This is a genomic window from Synergistetes bacterium HGW-Synergistetes-1 (assembly GCA_002839185.1).
Classification (GTDB): domain Bacteria; phylum Synergistota; class Synergistia; order Synergistales; family Synergistaceae; genus Caenicola.
In genome coordinates this window covers 69,987-88,421 of sequence record PGXO01000003.1, presented here as the reverse complement: position 1 = coordinate 88,421, position 18,435 = coordinate 69,987, and the positions used below count along the sequence as shown (strand labels likewise).

Here is an 18,435-nt window from a genome sequence, read left to right as displayed (position 1 = left end):
GTGATAGCATTTGTTCTGCTTTTTAAAATAACAGGGAAGATCCAGGAGGGATTTTGTTATGTCTATCAAAAAAGTCACAAAGGTCATTGCAGTTTTTTCATTTGTTCTCTTAATTGGCACTTCAGCTGCCATGGCTGCCGATAAACCGGTCCTGACAGTCGGAACATCGACTCTCGATGAAAAAGAGGTACTAAACCTGATGGCCACTACAACAGGAGGCAACCAGATGATGGTAGGCCTTATGCTTGCACAGTCGACACTTCCTGAGAGAGTGGAACTGGTGAACCAAATGGCACATGCGCTCCTTTTTGCAGAGGCAGCAAAGGCAAAGGGACTTGATTCACGTCCCGATGTCGCCTTTCAGATCAAATGGCAGACGATGCAGATCCTTATGCAGGCATATTTCGAACAATACGCCTCTAAGTGGGACATGAGTGAGAAGACTGTGAAGAATTACTATGACACACATAAAAATGAGTTTTATGAAGCCCCCGCGGCTCACACAAGGCACATCCTGACACAGACAGAGGGAGATGCTCTGAACGCGGCAATGGAGATCTACAAGACTAAGGATTTTGCAAAGGTCGCTTCTGAATACAGCCGTGATCCCAACAGCGCGAAGAATGGCGGAGATCTTGGCTGGGTAGAAAAGGGCATGATGGTTGCGCCAGTGGAAGCAGCTATCGACGGAGCTTCGATCGGTTCTCTTGTCGGGCCTGTCAAGAGTGACTACGGATGGCACATCATTGAAGTCACAGAACGCCGTTCCGGAAGGCAGCTTTCTTTTAATGAATCCGGGGAGAAAGCGGCACAGGGACTACAGAGAGAGTATCTGGAGAACGAACTTAAGGAACTTGAGGCAAAGTTCAGCGTCAACATAGATGAAAAAACTCTTGAAAATCTCGGAGGCATCCCGGCTCCTGCAGCCGCCCAGAAGTAAAATGCCAAAGACAGTACAGGGCGTTACCGGGACGAAGCTTCCCCTGTGGGCAAAGCTGCTATCCTCTGCGACCGGAATACTTTTTACCGGTTTCGGCATGAGCAGTTTCATTTCGGGAGGTCCCATGAGGACTGTCATAATTCCGATATTTGTGGGAGCCGTCATGATCTATGTCTCGGGTTACGAACGCAGGATGTACATTGACGAGAACGGTGTAACAAAAGAAACTTCATTCTGGGGACAGAGGAAACTTCAACGTGCTTCATGGGATGAAATAAGCGATGCGCGCATCATTCTCAACAAAGGGAAGAAGATCTATGCCATCTTCCACAGCAATATGCCGCTATGGCCATTTACCTTCCTGCCTGAACAGGAAAAAGAACTGATCGATACTGTAACTGAATATATGGATGAGGAAGACATCTCAATAGAAAGATAGAATAATTAAAAAATACGGAAAAAGCAGATAACGCTCTTTCCGTATTTTTTTTGCATAAGAAACATAAAGCCGAAGCCGGGACTAAAAATCCCGGCTTCGGCTTCTATATGTTGGCAGTCCCTAGGGGATTCGAACCCCTGTTAACGGGCTGAGAACCCGCCGTCCTAGGCCCCTAGACGAAGGGACCACATCACTGATGATATGGCTGGGGTACCAGGATTTGAACCTAGATTACCTGATCCAGAGTCAGGCGTGCTGCCGTTGCACCATACCCCAAAAAGGCCCGACCTGTCAATATACGGCATTGACATGACAAGTGAAAATTATATCGGATATTTGAGCATTGTCAACCCGAATGTTGTTGATGAGGGATATTGTCATGGGACCACCCGTCAAGGAAAATGAGATCTCTTGATATAGATAGAATTAGATGATACAACTACAAATGAGCAGAGAGGAAATTGGAAAAATAACTTAAAAATAGAAGGCGCGTTAATTTTTTGGAGGAGTAATTAAAGTGTTGAGAATATTTAAAGCCCTATAGCTCTAAGCGGTATTAAGTGGTACGATAATATGCTGAGGGGGAGTTGTTTTTAGATGCCCATGGATAAAAAAAGAGATAAGAGAACAAAGAAGATCAGCAGCAGCAAAGGAGAACTTAGCGTTATCCCGCTTGGAGGATTAGGGGAGATCGGTAAGAACCTTACAGTTTTCAGATATGATAATGACATTATCATAGTAGACTGCGGCCTTAAATTTCCTGAAGAAGACATGCTAGGGATCGATTTTGTCATCCCGGATGTGCAGTATCTGATAGAAAACAAAGATAAGATATTAGGAATATTTATAACACACGGACACGAAGATCATATAGGAGCTCTCCCGTTTATTCTTCCGAGGCTTGATGTGCCGCTCTATTGTTCCAGGCTGGCAGCAGGTATGATAGCGAATAAAATGGAAGATGCAAGAACGAACTACAAGCCTAAGTACAGGGAGATATTCCCCGGAGATATCATTGAAGCCGGAGCTTTCTCTGTTGAATTTATTCCTGTTTGCCATTCCATCCCCGACGCACTGGCGCTTTCCATTCACACACCAATGGGAATGATAGTCCACACAGGGGACTTCAAACTCGATCCAACGCCCATAGACGGAGTCGGAACTGACTACAGCTCATTTGCTGCTCTTGGTAAAGAGGGTGTGATGCTGATGCTCTCTGATTCTACTAACATTGAAAAAGATGGTATAACTCCTTCTGAAAAGACGGTGGGACAGACTTTTGAACGTCTTTTCAGAATTCACAAGGACCGGAGGATCGTCATAGCCACCTTTTCCAGTAACCTGCACCGTTCTCAGCAGGTCATCAACGCTGCCGGAAGGTTTAACCGCAAGGTGGTCCTGGCCGGCAGGAGCATGATCAAAAACGTTGAGCTTGCGATAGATCTTGGGTATATAAATGTACCTGAAGGGCTGATCATTACCTCACAGGAGGCGGATCAGATGCCGGGAAACAGGGTGGTTATCCTTACTACCGGCAGCCAGGGAGAGCCCTTTTCCGGACTAGTAATGATGAGCAGGGGGACCCACAGGACGGTAAAACTGGGTCCTAAAGACCTTGTGATAATATCCGCCACTCCGATCCCGGGCAATGAGAAACTTGTAAGCCACACAGTCAATAGGCTCTTTGCCTGCGGCTGCGAGGTTATCTATGAGCGTGGGGAGAAGATACATGTCTCCGGTCATGCCGCCCGCGATGAACTTACGATCATGCTGAGCATGCTTAAACCAAGATATTTTATTCCTGTCCACGGAGAGTACCGACACCTTGTGCGTCATGCACAGCTTGCCCGTGAGATGGGTGTTGCCTCAAAAAATGTTTTTGTAATGCAGAACGGCGACGTTCTTAAGTTCAAAGGCAAAAGCAACGCCTCTGTAGAGGGCAGGGTCCAGGCAGGTGCGGTTCTGGTAGACGGCATAGCTCTGGGCGAATTCGAAGGCGGTCTCTTAAGGGAGCGCCGGGAGCTTTCAGAAAATGGCATAGTAGCGATCTCAATAACGCTTGATTCTAAATCCCGTCTGACGGCTCCAATCCAGATACAGACAAAGGGCAGTGTCTTCTCTACCGAAGACGGAAGCACTTTCAGAGAGCTTGAAAATGCAGTGAAAATGGGACTGGAACAGTTTGCCCGTACACCGGGAGCAAAACCTGAAACACTGCCCACAGAGATTCGTAAAAGGATCAGGGATGTTTTTGGAAAGCTTTCCCGAAACTACCCAGTTATAGTTCCGCTTATAACATTTGTAGAATAAAAGACTCATGCGGGCTTGAACGACCGCTGGTATCCGAGGAGAGATATGATGTCTATTACTTCATTTCTGCAGATATTTGCAGGAGTTGGAATTTTGATCTACGGAATAATTATCATGGGAGAATCACTTCAGATAATTGCAGGGGACAAACTGAGAAAACTGATTGGATCCCTCACAGGAACCCCATTAAAAGGTTTGCTTCTCGGTACGGCGGTAACCAGTATACTTCAAAGCAGCAGTGCAACAACAGTCATGGTAGTCAGCTTCGTAGACGTCGGTTTTATGAGCCTTACGCAGGCGATAGGTGTAATTCTCGGAGCAAACATAGGTACAACAGTTACAGCACAGCTGATAGCATTCAAGATCACTGACGTGGCTTACGTCTGTGCGATGATAGGAGCCGGTCTCTGCATCCTGTGCCAGAAGAAGAGACACAAGCAGATAGGTGTAGGACTTGTTGGTTTCGGACTGCTTTTCATAGGAATGGATATGATGCAGGAACCTCTTGCTTTCCTTAAACAACGGCCTGAGATCGTTACTGTCTTCGGAGATCATCTCTTCCTTGCTTTCCTTTCAGGTCTTGCTATAACGCTTATTGTCCAGTCAAGTTCCGCCACAGTTGGTCTTACGATGGCGATAGCGGCCCAGGGTGTAGTACCGCTTCAGACCGCCATTGCAATCATTCTGGGAGACAATATCGGCACGACTATCACAGCCGTCCTTGCGTCACTTGGTGCAAACAGGTCAGCAAAGCAAGCCGCAGCGGCGCACGTAATGATTAAAGTGCTTGGAACGGTCGTAATAATGATGATCCTGCCTTTCTATACTTCTTTGATAGAGAGCACTGCATCGGATATATCGCGTCAGGTAGCAAACGCCCACACGATCTTCAACGTGATAATCGCACTTATGTTCCTTCCCTTCGTCACACAGTACTCAAAGTTCATCAGAAAACTTCTCCCGGATGATAAAAATGAAAAGGTGCTTGGCGCATTGTTCCTGAACCCGACGCTCATCACTGCATCGAGAGCCGCTGCAGTTGACGCCGTACGTAAGGAGATGATCCGTCTAGGAATATCCTCCTTAAGGATGATAGAAGCATGCCGGACCATGTTCCTTTCCGACAATGAAAAGCTTGTAGCAGAGATCGACAGGATGGAACGGAACGTGAACGAAATAACCCATGATATCGTACGATATGGTACAGAAGTCGGTCAGGCAGGTCTCTCTCCGGATCTTTCAATGATACTGAACTCATGCATAAGCGGTGTGGGAGACATAGAGAGGATAGGGGACCACGCTACCAATCTGGTAGAGATGTATCAGTTCCTTCAGGATCACAAGCTGAAATTCTCTCCAAAGGCGCTGGAAGAGTGCAAAGAGATGTTTGATCTCGTCGTTTCCGCTGTTGCCAAGAGCGTTCAGGCACTTGAAGAGGAGAACCCCAAGATAGCCCAGGAAGTGCTGGATCTTGAGGATAGGATAGACTACATGGAAAAGACTCTCAGGGCAAGGCATATTGCAAGGCTTAACGCCGGAGGATGCAGCCCTGATGCAGGAGTTATATTTATAGACATTCTCAGTAACCTTGAACGTGTCGGCGACCACGCGCATAATATAGCCATGGTGGTTTTTGACATCGAACGCATGCACAGCCACGGAGAGTAAACATCAGCAGTCATTCCTAGGATCATAATTCCGGAATGAACTACCGGGTCAGCCTGACCTTAACTATACGTCATATGAAGTGAATGATCAGAAGAGGTGCATCATTGTATGGATTATCATGTAGTGCTTTTAGGCTTTATCCAGGGTCTTACAGAATTTCTTCCAGTCAGCAGCTCAGGGCATCTGGCTCTTGCACAGATATTTTTAGGGGTGGAGATGCCGCCTCTGTCTTATGATCTGGTGCTTCATGTGGCTACAATGACGGCAACAGTTCTATTCTTTTTTAATGATATCATTAAGCTGTTCAGCGAATGGGTCTCGGGTATTTTCACAAAGGAAGACAGAAGTCTTCCGGGATGGTCGGTAGGATGGGCCGTATTTATCGGAACCATGGTAACAGGCGCAATAGGGATGCTGATTAAAGATTTTGCAGAGGAAGCCATGCTGAACTCTCTCATGGTCGGTTTTGGTCTGGTCTTTACCGGTATAGTGCTTATATCAAGCCGTTTTATCAGGAAAGGGCTTGGCAGGGTATCTCCCTTTGACGGGATTTGGGTCGGTATTGCTCAGGGCATTGCTGTGATGCCTGGTGTATCACGCTCGGGAATGACTATGATGGCAGGGACAGCTGCCGGGATCAGCCGTGAAGAAGTCTTCAGGTTTTCATTCCTCCTCTCCATACCGGCTATACTGGGTGCAGCGCTCTTGCAGGCAAGAGAGGTCGGAGGATTTGACGTATTCATCTCCTCACTCCCTCAGGGGTGGTATTTGGGAGCTGCAGCGGCATTTGTCAGCGGATTTGTTTCATTATTTGTTTTGAGGAAGCTAGTGATAGCTTCAAAATGGTGGATTTTTGGAATATACTGTCTCGTTCTTGGCTCATTGTCGGTAATTACTTCATTCTTGGGGGTGTGGTGATGGCTCTTGTTAAATCGGGCAGACTGAGATGGGGAATAATTTTTCTCTTTCTCATACTAGGTACTTGGCTGGGCATTTTCCTTCAGCGTTTCACTGCTTCAGCCGCTCTTTTTTCAAATGTGATAGATTTTGTGATAGATGTTAAACAGGTAGACCTGATCATGCTGAGGTTCGGTTTCCAATTTGCCCTCAAAATGAATCTGGGAACGCTTATCGGGGCTATCGCAGGTATCGTGGCCTCAAGGTGACTATGGAAATCATCCTGGCTTCAGGAAGCCCCAGGAGACAAATGCTCCTCAGAGAACTGGGCTGGAACATAAAGGTAAAGGTGCCGACAGCAGAAGAATCTGCAGTGCAGGGGGAAAACCCGGAAGAGATGGTCTGCCGGCTTGCATACACAAAAGCGCTTTCTGTTTACAATGAATTCCCCGACAGCTGGGTCATAGGTGCTGATACTGTAGTGGCAGCGGGAGATCATGTCCTGGGCAAACCATCAGGATACGAAGGTGCGCTGGGTATGATCGAAATGCTGCAGGGAAAGATGCACACAGTGATAACGGGTGTCGCACTCATTGCTCCTGATGGAAGAAAACTGGTTGAGGCGGAAAAGACGAATGTCAAATTTAGGCCGCTTAACGAAAAAGAAATCATTTCTTATGTCGGCAGCGGGGAAAGTTTTGATAAGGCCGGCTCATATGCCATACAGGGACAGGGCATGCTCCTGGTAGAAAGCATAGTGGGGTGCTACTTCAACGTTGTTGGACTCCCTCTCCAGAGACTGAGCAGAATGTTTGCCGACCTCGGGTGGCCTCTCTCTGAACAATGGAGGAAAATGTCATGATCGATCTGAAAGCCAGAAAAATCATTATGACAGCAATGGCTGCAGCAATGCTGCTGGCGTGTCTGGGTATGATCCCAAGGCTCAGGGCTGAACAGTCTAATAAGACGGTCGCATTCGCTATGGAGTTCAGGGATCTGATGACACTTGCAGTACAGAGTGACTCTCCTGCTGGTAAGATCTGGGAAGAAATAAACAGGCTGGGGGTCATTGGCCTCTCTGTCTCTGAATTCACTGGTGAGGAGCTCTCACTTATAAACCCACTCTCCCTCAAGTATGGTCCTGCAGAGCAGTTCGGGCTCAGTTCAGAAAAAATACTTCCTGACAGAGCTGTCATCCTCATAGACAAATCTTCTCCATACTTTGGACCTCTTTATGAATACCTGAAGCTGAAGATGCCTGCTGTGGAAATTATCGAGATCGGACCGGAAGCCGCAATAATACTTCCCGGAAACACCTCTGACTTTAAAATTTCATCTTTTGTCCCAGATTTCTACGGTCTTGATTTTTGCAGGGAGAACAGTATCCCTGTCCTTTTCAGACCAGGTTCCTGTCCTGCATCAGGCGCTGCAGATACTGCCGCCGCCTTCGATCAACTTACTTCTATCTACAGCAATATTAAAAATGTTACTGCCTCCGGCATGATAATGGCGGGATATCCTGACTATAAACAGCTTGCAGATGTCATGAAGCGAAAAGGGATAACTTTTTCCCAGACAGAGTTTATTAAACAGGTTGGAGCTGCAGGATTTGCAGAAGCCATCTACCCAATGGTGATACCGCTTCACAGCCTTACACGTGATGAAGTTGTATCAAGGAGCATATCAAGGCTTCAGATAACCGAGCGTTTTGTCAGAGCTATCCATGAACGTTCAGTGAGGCTGATAATGGTGAGGCCCTATGACCTGAACATGGGCGGAAGGTTAGAGGCCTTTATCGAAGACCTCGAGTTTACGGGCGGATCGATAAAAGCCCGCGGTTACGAATTCGGATGGCCGTCAAATCTCAGAGCTTGGCCCGACAGTCTTGCCGGCGCGCTGGCATGCGGTATCACCCTGATATTTTGCGGCTGGTTCTATATTGTACGCCTCAACGCAGGTGAAAATGAGAGAGTAAGTATCAAGGCACTCTCTTTCCTGATCCTTGCATCTTTGATGATGTCTGTGGGAATGTGGAAAGTCCCGTTGCTGGCACGTGTATTCGGAGGGTTATGCGGAGCATTGGCTGCGTCAGAAGCAGCCCTCACTGCTCTTGAGAGCTACAAAAAACCCGTTCTTGGAGCCGTAAAAGGACTTTTCATTGTCGCTGCGGGAGGGCTGGCTATCGCTGCTTTCTACGGTACAACTATGGCTGCGCTGAGGCTGACTCCCTTCTCAGGAGTCAAGCTGACGCTTTTGCTGCCGCCACTCCTTGTGCTGATCCATGACCTCAGAAGGAGAGTACACCCGGAATCGCTGCCTGAGATCATCAACAGGCCTGCTGTCTGGGGGGAACTCTTTCTGATAGGCATAATGATGATTGCAATGCTTGTTATGGCTCTCAGAAGCGACAATGTTTCCAATGTTCCGACCTGGGAGGTCGCTTTCCGCGAATTCATGGAGAGGACCCTGCTTGTCAGACCCAGGACCAAAGAGTTCCTTATCGGATATCCTGCCCTTGTTTTTTACTGGTATGTGGTCAGAAAAGGATGGATACCAGGCTACCGCGAGGCAGTGAGAATAGTCTCGGTACTGGCTTTCAGCTCCGCAGTAAACACCTTCTGCCATTTCCACACGCTGCTTTCACTGAGCGTCATTAGGACTATCAATGGATGGTGGCTGGGGCTTCTGATAGGTGTAATAGCAGTTGCTGTCATAAATTACGCAGTGGTTCCGATGTCGAAAAAACTTACAAGAGAGATCCACAGTTGAACCGTGCATATGATGTCCTGCTGGCCGGTTATTACGGCTTTGGCAACCTGGGTGACGAACTCCTGGCAGAGGCTTGTGTAAGAATGCTTGTGAGCAACGGAGTTCCCAGAGAGAGGATCGCTGTTCTTTCTGCTGACACGGAAGGCACTAAAAAATCACTTGGAGTCAGTGCTTTTGACAGATGGAAGCTGTCTGAGATCCACAAAGTTCTTAAGGAATCAAACACCATGCTCTTTGGCGGAGGAGGTCTTTTTCAGGACCAGACGAGCCTCAGATCATGTCTGTACTACTGGTCCCTGTCTCAGATGGCCCGTTTGTGCTCTGTAAAGACATGGGCGGTGGGACAGTCACTGGGACCGCTCAATACTGCACTCGGTTCATATTTTGCAAAAAAGTCCTTCAGCAGATGCCTTTACAGAAATGTAAGGAACAGAAGCTCTTTGGGAATGCTGAACAATTGGGGCTTCTTCGGCACACAGTCTCCCGACCTGGTAATGTCCCTTGAGGTCAACAGGGATTTTGAGAGAGGCGACAGGCTTTTACTCAACCTTCGCACAGGGTATGATAAGGTCTCAAGGCTGGCTGTCAGTTCCGCGATAAAAACAGCGGAGGAAAGAAACCTGAAAATATCCGCGATAGCTTTTTCGAATGATGACCTTAAAGAGTTCGAAAAGTACGTTTACAAAGGTACTTTAAAATTAGATCAAATTACTGTTGTAAAAACTCTGTCTCAGTTTGAAGATACACTGAGCAGGAGTTGTTGTGCCATTGGCATGAGGCTGCATTTCATTATTCTTGCATTTATTGCCGGACTGCCTGTTCGCGGAGCCCCGTATGATCCAAAGGTAGTCTCATTCTGCAAGGAATGGGATATCCCTGTTGTAGGATCAGCAGGAGCCGAGTTCTCCTCATTGCCTGAAGCAGGTATACTTGAAGAGACAGCAGAAAAAGTGGCCGGGTCATTCAAAGAGGGTCTAAACGCGGTGTTGGGAGAAACTTATGGAGATAACCAGAATAAATGAACTGGAACAAATAGCCTCTGAAGTAAGGAAAGATATCGTGCGGATGGTTGGTGTCGCACGATCAGGTCCCCTTGAATTCCCTCTTCTGATATCTGATATCCTTGTATATCTCTACTGGGAAGAGATGCTGTTGCTTGCACAGAGTCCGAAGAGAAATGACAGAGACAGGTTTATCCTCGGAACGGAATATGGTGTCCCTGCCCTCTATTCAATACTTGCAAAACGCGGATACTACGGGAGAGAAGAACTTTGGCACTATAGAAGGCTGGGAGCGATGCTGCAGGCCCTGCCGGATTTCAGAAGGACACCTGGTATAGATGCACCATGTGTGACATCAGGAACTGAGCTTGCCGTAGCTGCACCTCTTGCCGAGTCTCTAAGCATGGAAGGCCTCAACGCAAGGGTCTTTTGCCTCATGGAAGAGAGCGAGTGCAGTTGCGATGATTTTTTTCTTGAGGCAGAAAGATGCGCGAATAAAAATATAAAAAACATTATCGTGATCGCAGCGTATAAACACAGAGACGGATCTGATTCAAATGACCTGCAGGTGAAGTGCCGTGATCGTCTTTCCGGATACGGATGGAGAATACTTGAAATGGATGGAAGCGATTTCGCCTCGATGGAGGAGATCTTTAACAGGCTCGACCCTGACGGATCGAAGCCAACAGCCATCTTTACCTCAATAAGGAACGGAAGAGGACTCTCCTTTGCAGAAGGCGATCATACCAGAACGAAAAAGGGACTGAGCATTGAAGCAATGGACAGGGCTTTGGAAGAGCTGGAGGGTAAATCAAATGGATGACAGGACGAAAACATGTACGTGGAATGATTTTTGTGAATATCTTGTTTCGTTCGCGGAGGACGAAGATTTCATTCTAGTTGTCCAGGAAATGGACATGGATCTTGGTCCCTTAAAGGACCTGCCGGAGGAAAAAATATTCGTGTCATCTGCCTCAGATCCAAACATGATACTCAATGCCGCAGGGCTTGCATTGAACGGTAAAAAACCATGGATAGCAGGGATATCTTCAAAAATTCTGAGCAGGAGTTATTCACAGATAAGAGAGTCGCTTGCCCTTCCGTCGCTGCCTGTTAGGATAGCAGTGCCTGACGGAGGGCTTTCCTGCGGTGAGGAGGGAGCCTCAAGAATAATGACAGAGGATCTGACTCTCATGAGAGCAATGCCCAATATGAGTGTAGCTGTTCCTTCTGACAGAAATTCAGTCAGGGGCATAGCAGATGCCGCGCGCAAGTCTGAAGGCCCTGTTTATATAAGGCTTGGACAAACTCCGCTTTCGCAGCTGAACGATGACCCTGATGGAGATTTCAGTTTCGGAGGAGCAAGGCTTTTGCGCGAGGGTACCTCAGTCACAGTATGCACCTGCGGCATTATGGGCCATCAGGCTCTTAAGGCTGCTGATATACTGGACCAGCAGGGAATCGATATCGAGATACTCGACTTTTACAGCCTGAAGCCTTTCCCTGAGCAGGCACTCCTCGCCTCTGTAAGAAGGACCGGCTGCTGTGTTGTAGCAGAAGAGCACAGCTATATAGGAGGTCTGTGCAGCGCAACTGCAGAGTGCCTTTGCAGAACCTATCCGGTGCCGGTGAGGTTTGTCGCGATAGACGACCAATTCGTCCACAGCGGGACCCCTGAAGAGCTCCGGGAGTATTTTGGACTGACATGGAAAGAGATAGTTAACGCAGCAGCGCAGGCATGGGCGCTTCGCAGGAGGTAGTTTTTCTGATATGGAAATAAAATTTTCCGGGGTAACAAAGATATTCCAGCCCGACATAATAGCATTGGAAGATATATATATGCAGGTTGAAAAAGGAGAGTTCGTTTACCTTGTAGGGGAGACCGGATCAGGGAAAACGACACTTATGCGCTGTATTACACGTGAGGTCATCCCGACCAGGGGGCAAATAAGCGTAGGAGGGAACCTTTTAAGGAAGATCAACAGATTCGACCTTGCCCTTTTCAGGAGGGACATAGGGGTCGTCTTCCAAAGTTTTCTTCTTCTTCCGAACCTGACAGCATTCGAGAATGTTGCCTTTGTTCTTGAGGTAATGGGACTTACCCCGCGGGAGATTACTGAGAGGGTCTCTGAGGTCCTTAAGCTTGTAGGGATATGGCGCAGGAGAAATTTATACCCGCCGCAGCTTTCCGGTGGTGAACAGCAGCGACTGGCAATTGCAAGAGCTATAGTAAACAGCCCTTCGCTTTTGATCGCAGACGAACCTACCGGTAACCTTGATACTCATACAGCAGATGAGATAATGCAGCTGATACTGGGAATAAACGCGGCAGGAACGACAGTGATGATGGCGACGCATAACCAGTACCTTGTCGACACATACCGGCACCGGGTCATAGAAATACACAGAGGACGCATCGTAAGGGACGAAGAGCAGGGGAGGTATGAACTTCATGGCAGCTGTTAGATATGCGTGCAGGGACGGATGGAGGCTTATCGTTCGCCATTGGGGCATGAGCCTGCTGACAATATTTACTGCCATGTCTGTTTTTTTCATAATAGGAGCCAGCACCCTCTTTGTGCTTAACGTAAGAAATATCGTCAGTTCGCTTGAAAACCAGATGACGATACAGGCTTACCTCAAACCGAAAGCTGATGTTAAGGCAGCGGAAAAAGCTATTGAAGCGCTTCCTTATGTCAAAGAGACGAAACTGATAACAAAAGATATGGCGCTTGAACGTCTCCGCTCCAGGATCGGAGAGCAGGCAAAAGCTGTTATGCTGCTGGGAGAGAACCCGCTGCCCGAAAGCATTGAGATAAAGGTGAGAAAAGCTTCAGATGTAGCCGAAACGGCGCGTCTGCTTGTCGCTGTTCCTGAGATAGAGGATATCGTTTACGCTGGACGAGTTGCTGAAAAACTAACGAAAGTATCAGGCTTTGTTGAAAAGTTTTCGATCGTTATGCTGCTGGTCGCTATAGCGGCAAGCGGGGTAGTCCTTTTCAACACAATAAGGATATCTGTCTATTCGAGGGAAGAAGAGATAGGCGTAATGATGATGGTAGGAGCTACGTCGACCTATGTGACTCTTCCATTTGTCATTCAGGGCTTTATACTTGGTCTTACAGGGGCATTTTTTGCATCTCTCCTTCTTGGAGGCACATACTATGCCGCGGTGACCAGATTAAAAGACATGCTTCCTTTCATACCGTTCATAGAATCGACAAAACTTACAGGTAAACTTGCATTTATGCTTATATGCTGCGGTGCAACAGTGAGTCTTATTTCAAGTCTGATGGCAGTGGAAAAATTTATAAGGAAAGCATCGAAACCGCTTTAAAGGATTTTTCGGGGGGTAAAAATGAATTTGTACTGCAAAAGGATCACAGGTTTTTTAATTTTCTTTTTTCTCACCGCATCACTCCTTCTCTTTTTTTCAGGAGGACTGATTTATGCTGCCGAAAAAAAAGAGGATGACCTTGACAGGCAGATCAAAAAACAGGAAGAAGAGTATAAGAGGATACAAAATCAGATATCAACTACAAAGAAAAAACTCAATGAGACCACCAAAAAGGAAAAGACAGTTACGCAGCAAATAGAGGTATTGAGCCAAAAAATAACGATAACCCAGCAGAAGGTAAATGTAGTAAGTCTAAAAGTAAGAAAGGTCCAGAAGAACATTGTGAATCTTTCAAACGAAATAGTTGAGAAAAACAAAAGGATAGCCGAGGTAGAAGAGCTCTTAAAGCATCGTCTCGTCTCTATCTATAAGTACGGCGGAGTAAGTGACTTTAACCTTTTACTCTCATCGCAGGGAGCGGAGGATGCTCTGGCTAACTCCTATCTGCTCGGCAAAATAGCTGAGCAGGACCAGCAGCTCATAAACGAACTAAAATTCCAGAAACAGAAACTGAGCGAAACACAGGAACAGCTTAAGACTCAAAAGTCAAGCCTTGAATCACACGGGAAAGAACTGAAAACGCAGACAAATGAGCTAAAAGGTGCGGCAAATGAGCGAAACGCGATACTTGCCAGAGTACGCAAGGACAAGGATCTCTACATGGCTCAGCAGAATGAGCTTCTCAGGGCGTCAAAAGAGCTCCAGGCAACAGTCAAAAGATTGCTGGCAGAAAAAAGAAAACTGGCTGCACAGAAGCACCCCGGGAAACCACAGACAGTTTACTATAGAGGCGGAAGGCTGGCCTGGCCGGTACAGGGTACAATAACAAGCACCTACGGAACCAGGATACACCCGATATTCAAAACAAAAATTACCCACACGGGGCTTGATATCAGCGCCCCTAACGGCACTCCGGTCAAAGCCGCTGATACAGGCGAAGTTCTCTTTACCGGATGGCTTAGCGGCTACGGACACGTGGTCATCCTTGACCACGGGGGAAACCTCACCACGGTATACGCTCATCTCTCAAAGATAGAATGTACAGAAGGGGCAAAGGTAAACAGGGGGAGTCTTATAGGCAGGGTAGGAGCCACCGGGGTCGCTACCGGAAACCATCTCCATTTCGAAACCAGGGTAAACGGAGATGCTGTCAATCCAATGAGATACCTGCAGTAACAAATAAATTTACAAGCACAAAGAAAGGTTAGTGGTCTTCATGTTTAATAAATACAGAGATGTAGCTCTTGGCATTGTTTTAGGTCTGATGGTGGCTGCAGGTATATATATGACCCCCCAGGCGATCAGCGCCGACTGGCCAAAGGGGCTTCCTTTTTCGTCCCAGCAGCTTGCGATAATCAAACAAACTAAGATGGTTCTTGAGACGTACCAGGTCGACGGAGACAAAAAAGGCACCATCGATGACACAAAAATGTATTACGGGGCCATGAAAGGTCTGGTCAGCTCTGTAGGTGACCCATTTACGCGTTTTGTGGAACCCAAGGAGCTGGAGGAAGAGAACCTTGAGATGGAGGGCGAGTATGGAGGTCTGGGGATATACATCACCTCCCGTGACGGACGTACTATAGTTATAGCACCTATAGAGAACACTCCTGCCGACAGGGTAGGTCTGAAGCCGCTTGATGAGATCGTGAAGGTCGACGAAAAGAATGTAATTGGGATGACCAGCGACGAGGTCGTCAAACTTTTGAGGGGTCCCGCCGGAAAGTCGGTAAAGATCGGTGTCAGGCGTAAAAATGAAGAAAAATTACTGGAGTTTGTCATAGTAAGGGAAATAATTAAGATAAAGACAGTAAGGCTGGAAATGCTTGGCGGAAGGACAGCATATATAAAAATAAATCAGTTCAACCTGAAGACTGATGCTGAGCTCGAGGCGATAATAAAATCTGCCAAAGCTAAAAAAGCAACAGGGATCCTGCTGGATCTCAGAAACAATCCCGGAGGCCTTCTTAATTCCTGCGTTGATGTAACGTCACAGTTCATAAGCGGAGGAGTAGTGGTAGGAATGAAGGGCCGCTTCGAAAAGGCCAATGACACGCTGTACGCTGTTGAAGGAAGGGCTACCAAGCTGCCGGTCGTAGCTTTGGTAAACGAGGGAAGCGCAAGCGCAGCAGAGATACTTGCAGGAGCCTTAAAAGACCACAAGAGGGCAACTATTGTCGGAAAAAAGACATTCGGCAAGGGATCCGTGCAGTCACTATTCAACCTGCCGGACAACTCAGGCATTTATATAACTATCGCACGCTATACGACACCTTCCGGGTTCGTTATCGACCACAAAGGCCTTGAACCCAACGTAAAGGTCGAAGGTGAGATAACAAAAGAAAAGATCAACGACAAACAGCTCCGTAAAGGGCTTGAAATACTTCGCAAGGAAGTTGCAAAGAAGAAAAAACAAGCTAAATAGAAAAGGTGGATCGAATGGGACGCCACTACAAGAACAAAGAGAGCCTTATAAATGGTCTTCTCAAACTGGCTTTGCTGGCAGTCCTATCTTTAGTGTTGCTCTTCGCCTTTTGCAGGATCTATCCTGAAAAGTTTTCTCCTTCTGTGGTGAGAAGGGTAGAGAACATATCGGCCACTGCTGATCAGTTCAGATCCAAAGCGGTATCTCTCTTTAGAGGGAATAAAGACGATCCAAAAGTGATATCAGGCACGAAACCGCAGGAGGAAGAGAAAGAGTTTCCTCCTGTGCTGAGCAAAGATGTGCGAGTCGAGGAAGAAGTTCTCCCCCAAAAGACCCCGGACAAAAGACCCATTCTGGCAATAGTGGTCGATGATGGGGGAAATGCCGCCGATATGGCAAAAAAAGTCGCATCATTCAACCTGCCTCTGACATGGGCGATACTTCCCTACACTAGGTACGCCGGCGAAACAGCAGCCATTGCAGATGCCGCCGGAATACCCTATCTGCTGCATCTGCCAATGCAGGCTGAGATAGACAAGGACTCCAAAGAATACCTGGTGGGCGAGGGAATGGACCGGAACAGGATACGAGAAGTAACGATCAAGGCTCTGAACTCGCTTCCTTCACCGATAGGCATAAACAACCACAGAGGTTCCCTTGCGACTTCAAAATGGGACATAATGGTCCCGATAATTGATGTGCTTAAAGAGAGGAGACTGTTGTTTCTGGACAGCAGGACTTCCGGCAAAAGCGTTGCTTATGAGGCAGCCAAAGCTGCGGGTATAATGACCTTAAGAAACAGAGGATTCCTCGATGGGACACCGGACAAGGATTCAATAAAAGCCAGGTTTGACCAGGTCGTAAAAACGACACTGCAGAGAGGGGATATGATAGTTATCTGCCATTTCAGACCGGCTACCCTTCTCTTTCTCGAAACACTGAATAAGGAATACACGAAACTTCCGGTCCGGCTGGTGACGATTCCAGAGATGGCTGAAACACAGAAAGAAAATGAGGATGGAGAAGAACAATGATGACAGGCTCAGAGACGAACATGGTCATTGGAACTCAGTGGGGCAATGAAGGCAAGGGAAGAATTGTGGACTTCATTGCAAACAGATCTGATGTCGTTGTCCGTTTTCAGGGGTGTTCAAACGGCGGGCGGACAATATTTGCCTGCGGTGAAAAATACAGAGTAAGCCACCTGCCCAGCGGGATCCACCATGACGGCAAAAACTGCCTTATCTGCGGCGGCGTGACGCTGGACCTTGAAAAGGTATCAGACGAAATAGCGATGCTAAAGGAGGCAGGGGTCCTCAAAGCCCGGCTTACCATAAGCAAGTCATGCCACCTTATACTCGACTATCATAAAAAACTTGATGTGCTTGATGGCCGCAAACTTGGTCACAACAGGAACAGGACAATGGTCGAACAGGGATTTGGGCACAGCTGTTCAGACAAATACAGAAGAATGGGGATAAGGATAACCGATCTTCTCTATCCGGACATACTCCACGACAAAATAAAAGAGAACTTGAATGTAAAGAACGAATATTTCATAAAAATTTACGGTGAAAAGGCACTGGATCCCGACGAGCTCTATGCAAAATGTCTTCGTCTTGGAGAAAGGCTCATACCGTACATAGGAAACCCTGAAGAGATAGTTGAGAAGGCTGTATCAAAAAATCAAGGGATCCTCTTCGAAGCCTGCGACGGAGCTCTTAACGACGTTGAACGCGGTCTCTACCCATATGTGATGCCAATATCTTCGTTATCTGCGGCGGCACTTACGGGGACAGGTCTCAGGTGGAATTCTCCGATGCGCATAATCGGTGTTGCCAAGGCTTACTCGACAAGAAACGACGACGGTCCCTTCGTTACGGAAGAAACAAGCGCCGTGACTGCTTTTATCAGAAACAGGGGAAAAGAGTTTGCGGGGGTGACCATGGAGCCAAGGAGAGTCGGATGGTTTGATCTGCCTGCCCTCAGATACGCGTTGAAAGAAAACGGCGTGCACGCACTCGCGCTGACGAAACTCGATATCCTCACAGGGGTGGATGAGCTAAAGATCTGTACTGCATACGATGTCGATGGGGAAGAAAAAAAGATCCTCGACATAACGAACAGTGATTCCTGGAAAGCACGTCCTGTCTACAAGACTTTTGAAGGATGGAGAGAAGAGCTCTCTTTCTGCAACGATTTCAAAACACTTCCGATACAGGCTCAAGAGTTTATAAAATTTATCGAAGAAGAGGCCGGAGTTCCGGTTATTTGGGTCGGAGTGGGGGCGGACTGGGGAAAGGCTCTCTTCATCAGAAGGTAAGGAAGGTCAGAAAAATAGATTTCAAAAACTGTTGACATGTCTGGCAAAATCAGTATAATAGCTAACGTTGTTGCAGATGCGGTACGACTTTGCGAAGCGGGCGGATAGCTCAGCGGGAGAGCACCTGCCTTACACGCAGGGGGTCGTAGGTTCGAAACCTATTCCGCCCACCATACAACTGTAAAAAGTGGAGCTGTAGCTCAATTGGTTAGAGCGCCGGCCTGTCACGCCGGAGGTCGCGGGTTCAAGTCCCGTCAGCTCCGCCA

The 18,435-nt window shown here is 47.4% G+C and carries 17 protein-coding genes and 4 tRNA genes; 19 read left to right on the top strand and 2 right to left on the bottom strand.

What is annotated here, in order from left to right; genetic code table 11:
- Positions 1–58: 58 nt before the first annotated feature.
- Together CVV54_03205 and CVV54_03200 are read left to right on the top strand one after the other, a co-directional pair.
- Positions 59–940 carry a hypothetical protein gene (locus CVV54_03205; protein ID PKL04980.1) on the top strand — a complete coding sequence of 294 codons (882 nt, stop codon included), beginning with the start codon at positions 59–61 and terminating at the stop codon, positions 938–940.
- 1 nt (position 941) lies between these two features.
- Positions 942–1,379 (top strand): hypothetical protein, encoded by a 438-nt coding sequence (locus CVV54_03200; protein PKL04979.1) that lies wholly within the window; start codon positions 942–944, stop codon positions 1,377–1,379.
- 111 nt (positions 1,380–1,490) lie between these two features.
- Here CVV54_03200 and CVV54_03195 read toward each other — a convergent pair.
- Together CVV54_03195 and CVV54_03190 are read right to left on the bottom strand one after the other, a co-directional pair.
- Positions 1,491–1,566, bottom strand: a tRNA-Glu gene (locus CVV54_03195).
- Between the two features lie 15 nt (positions 1,567–1,581).
- Positions 1,582–1,655: transfer RNA gene (locus CVV54_03190), tRNA-Gln, on the bottom strand.
- Between the two features lie 321 nt (positions 1,656–1,976).
- Between CVV54_03190 and CVV54_03185 the strand changes: the two genes are divergently transcribed.
- The 17 genes from CVV54_03185 (at position 1,977) to CVV54_03105 (ending at position 18,435) form a co-directional block, all read left to right on the top strand.
- A complete protein-coding gene (locus CVV54_03185) occupies positions 1,977–3,689 on the top strand; it encodes a ribonuclease J (GenBank protein PKL04978.1) in 1,713 nt (570 codons plus the stop codon).
- Positions 3,690–3,737: 48 nt separating this feature from the next.
- The gene (locus CVV54_03180; protein PKL04977.1) at positions 3,738–5,357 is read left to right on the top strand and encodes a Na/Pi cotransporter; all 1,620 of its coding nucleotides are present in this window, start codon (positions 3,738–3,740) and stop codon (positions 5,355–5,357) included.
- A 108-nt stretch (positions 5,358–5,465) separates the two neighbouring features.
- Complete coding sequence (locus CVV54_03175; protein ID PKL04976.1) at positions 5,466–6,275, top strand: undecaprenyl-diphosphate phosphatase; 810 nt, start codon at positions 5,466–5,468, stop codon at positions 6,273–6,275.
- Positions 6,275–6,523 carry a hypothetical protein gene (locus tag CVV54_03170; GenBank protein PKL04975.1) on the top strand — a complete coding sequence of 83 codons (249 nt, stop codon included), beginning with the start codon at positions 6,275–6,277 and terminating at the stop codon, positions 6,521–6,523. Before CVV54_03175 ends, CVV54_03170 begins: the two co-directional genes overlap by 1 nt.
- Before the next feature lie 2 nt (positions 6,524–6,525).
- Positions 6,526–7,116: a septum formation inhibitor Maf gene (locus tag CVV54_03165; protein ID PKL04974.1), complete on the top strand. Its 591-nt coding sequence runs from the start codon at positions 6,526–6,528 to the stop codon at positions 7,114–7,116.
- Positions 7,113–9,023, top strand: a complete 1,911-nt coding sequence (locus tag CVV54_03160; GenBank protein PKL04973.1) for a hypothetical protein — start codon at positions 7,113–7,115, stop codon at positions 9,021–9,023. Before CVV54_03165 ends, CVV54_03160 begins: the two co-directional genes overlap by 4 nt.
- Positions 8,924–10,045, top strand: a complete 1,122-nt coding sequence (csaB, locus tag CVV54_03155; GenBank protein PKL04972.1) for a polysaccharide pyruvyl transferase CsaB — start codon at positions 8,924–8,926, stop codon at positions 10,043–10,045. The genes CVV54_03160 and csaB overlap by 100 nt, the downstream gene beginning before the upstream one ends.
- Positions 10,023–10,847, top strand: a complete 825-nt coding sequence (locus tag CVV54_03150) for a hypothetical protein (GenBank protein ID PKL04971.1) — start codon at positions 10,023–10,025, stop codon at positions 10,845–10,847. Before csaB ends, CVV54_03150 begins: the two co-directional genes overlap by 23 nt.
- Positions 10,840–11,784 (top strand): transketolase, encoded by a 945-nt coding sequence (locus tag CVV54_03145; protein PKL04970.1) that lies wholly within the window; start codon positions 10,840–10,842, stop codon positions 11,782–11,784. The genes CVV54_03150 and CVV54_03145 overlap by 8 nt, the downstream gene beginning before the upstream one ends.
- A 10-nt stretch (positions 11,785–11,794) precedes the next feature.
- Positions 11,795–12,490: a cell division ATP-binding protein FtsE gene (locus CVV54_03140; protein ID PKL04969.1), complete on the top strand. Its 696-nt coding sequence runs from the start codon at positions 11,795–11,797 to the stop codon at positions 12,488–12,490.
- Positions 12,477–13,361 (top strand): cell division protein FtsX, encoded by an 885-nt coding sequence (locus tag CVV54_03135; protein ID PKL04968.1) that lies wholly within the window; start codon positions 12,477–12,479, stop codon positions 13,359–13,361. Before CVV54_03140 ends, CVV54_03135 begins: the two co-directional genes overlap by 14 nt.
- 21 nt (positions 13,362–13,382) lie before the next feature.
- A complete protein-coding gene (locus CVV54_03130) occupies positions 13,383–14,597 on the top strand; it encodes a peptidase M23 (GenBank protein ID PKL04967.1) in 1,215 nt (404 codons plus the stop codon).
- 40 nt (positions 14,598–14,637) lie between these two features.
- On the top strand, positions 14,638–15,846 hold the full coding sequence (locus CVV54_03125; protein PKL04966.1) for a S41 family peptidase: 1,209 nt from the start codon (positions 14,638–14,640) through the stop codon (positions 15,844–15,846).
- Between the two features lie 14 nt (positions 15,847–15,860).
- A complete protein-coding gene (locus CVV54_03120; protein ID PKL04965.1) occupies positions 15,861–16,880 on the top strand; it encodes a hypothetical protein in 1,020 nt (339 codons plus the stop codon).
- Positions 16,877–18,169: an adenylosuccinate synthase gene (locus tag CVV54_03115; protein ID PKL04964.1), complete on the top strand. Its 1,293-nt coding sequence runs from the start codon at positions 16,877–16,879 to the stop codon at positions 18,167–18,169. Before CVV54_03120 ends, CVV54_03115 begins: the two co-directional genes overlap by 4 nt.
- Before the next feature lie 98 nt (positions 18,170–18,267).
- A tRNA-Val gene (locus CVV54_03110) sits at positions 18,268–18,342 on the top strand.
- Positions 18,343–18,358: 16 nt separating this feature from the next.
- A tRNA-Asp gene (locus CVV54_03105) sits at positions 18,359–18,435 on the top strand.

Excerpts from the sequence above, each read along its gene's own strand:
- csaB (PKL04972.1), top strand. The coding sequence starts at position 8,924 with ATGGTGGCTGGGGCTTCTGATAGGTGTAATAGCAGTTGCTGTCATAAA.
- CVV54_03180 (PKL04977.1), top strand. The coding sequence starts at position 3,738 with ATGTCTATTACTTCATTTCTGCAGATATTTGCAGGAGTTGGAATTTTG.
- CVV54_03205 (PKL04980.1), top strand. The coding sequence starts at position 59 with ATGTCTATCAAAAAAGTCACAAAGGTCATTGCAGTTTTTTCATTTGTT.
- CVV54_03185 (PKL04978.1), top strand. The coding sequence starts at position 1,977 with ATGCCCATGGATAAAAAAAGAGATAAGAGAACAAAGAAGATCAGCAGC.
- CVV54_03120 (PKL04965.1), top strand. The coding sequence starts at position 15,861 with ATGGGACGCCACTACAAGAACAAAGAGAGCCTTATAAATGGTCTTCTC.
- CVV54_03165 (PKL04974.1), top strand. The coding sequence starts at position 6,526 with ATGGAAATCATCCTGGCTTCAGGAAGCCCCAGGAGACAAATGCTCCTC.
- CVV54_03150 (PKL04971.1), top strand. The coding sequence starts at position 10,023 with ATGGAGATAACCAGAATAAATGAACTGGAACAAATAGCCTCTGAAGTA.
- CVV54_03200 (PKL04979.1), top strand. The coding sequence starts at position 942 with ATGCCAAAGACAGTACAGGGCGTTACCGGGACGAAGCTTCCCCTGTGG.
- CVV54_03175 (PKL04976.1), top strand. The coding sequence starts at position 5,466 with ATGGATTATCATGTAGTGCTTTTAGGCTTTATCCAGGGTCTTACAGAA.
- CVV54_03170 (PKL04975.1), top strand. The coding sequence starts at position 6,275 with ATGGCTCTTGTTAAATCGGGCAGACTGAGATGGGGAATAATTTTTCTC.
- CVV54_03115 (PKL04964.1), top strand. The coding sequence starts at position 16,877 with ATGATGACAGGCTCAGAGACGAACATGGTCATTGGAACTCAGTGGGGC.
- CVV54_03130 (PKL04967.1), top strand. The coding sequence starts at position 13,383 with ATGAATTTGTACTGCAAAAGGATCACAGGTTTTTTAATTTTCTTTTTT.
- CVV54_03125 (PKL04966.1), top strand. The coding sequence starts at position 14,638 with ATGTTTAATAAATACAGAGATGTAGCTCTTGGCATTGTTTTAGGTCTG.
- CVV54_03160 (PKL04973.1), top strand. The coding sequence starts at position 7,113 with ATGATCGATCTGAAAGCCAGAAAAATCATTATGACAGCAATGGCTGCA.
- CVV54_03135 (PKL04968.1), top strand. The coding sequence starts at position 12,477 with ATGGCAGCTGTTAGATATGCGTGCAGGGACGGATGGAGGCTTATCGTT.
- CVV54_03140 (PKL04969.1), top strand. The coding sequence starts at position 11,795 with ATGGAAATAAAATTTTCCGGGGTAACAAAGATATTCCAGCCCGACATA.
- CVV54_03145 (PKL04970.1), top strand. The coding sequence starts at position 10,840 with ATGGATGACAGGACGAAAACATGTACGTGGAATGATTTTTGTGAATAT.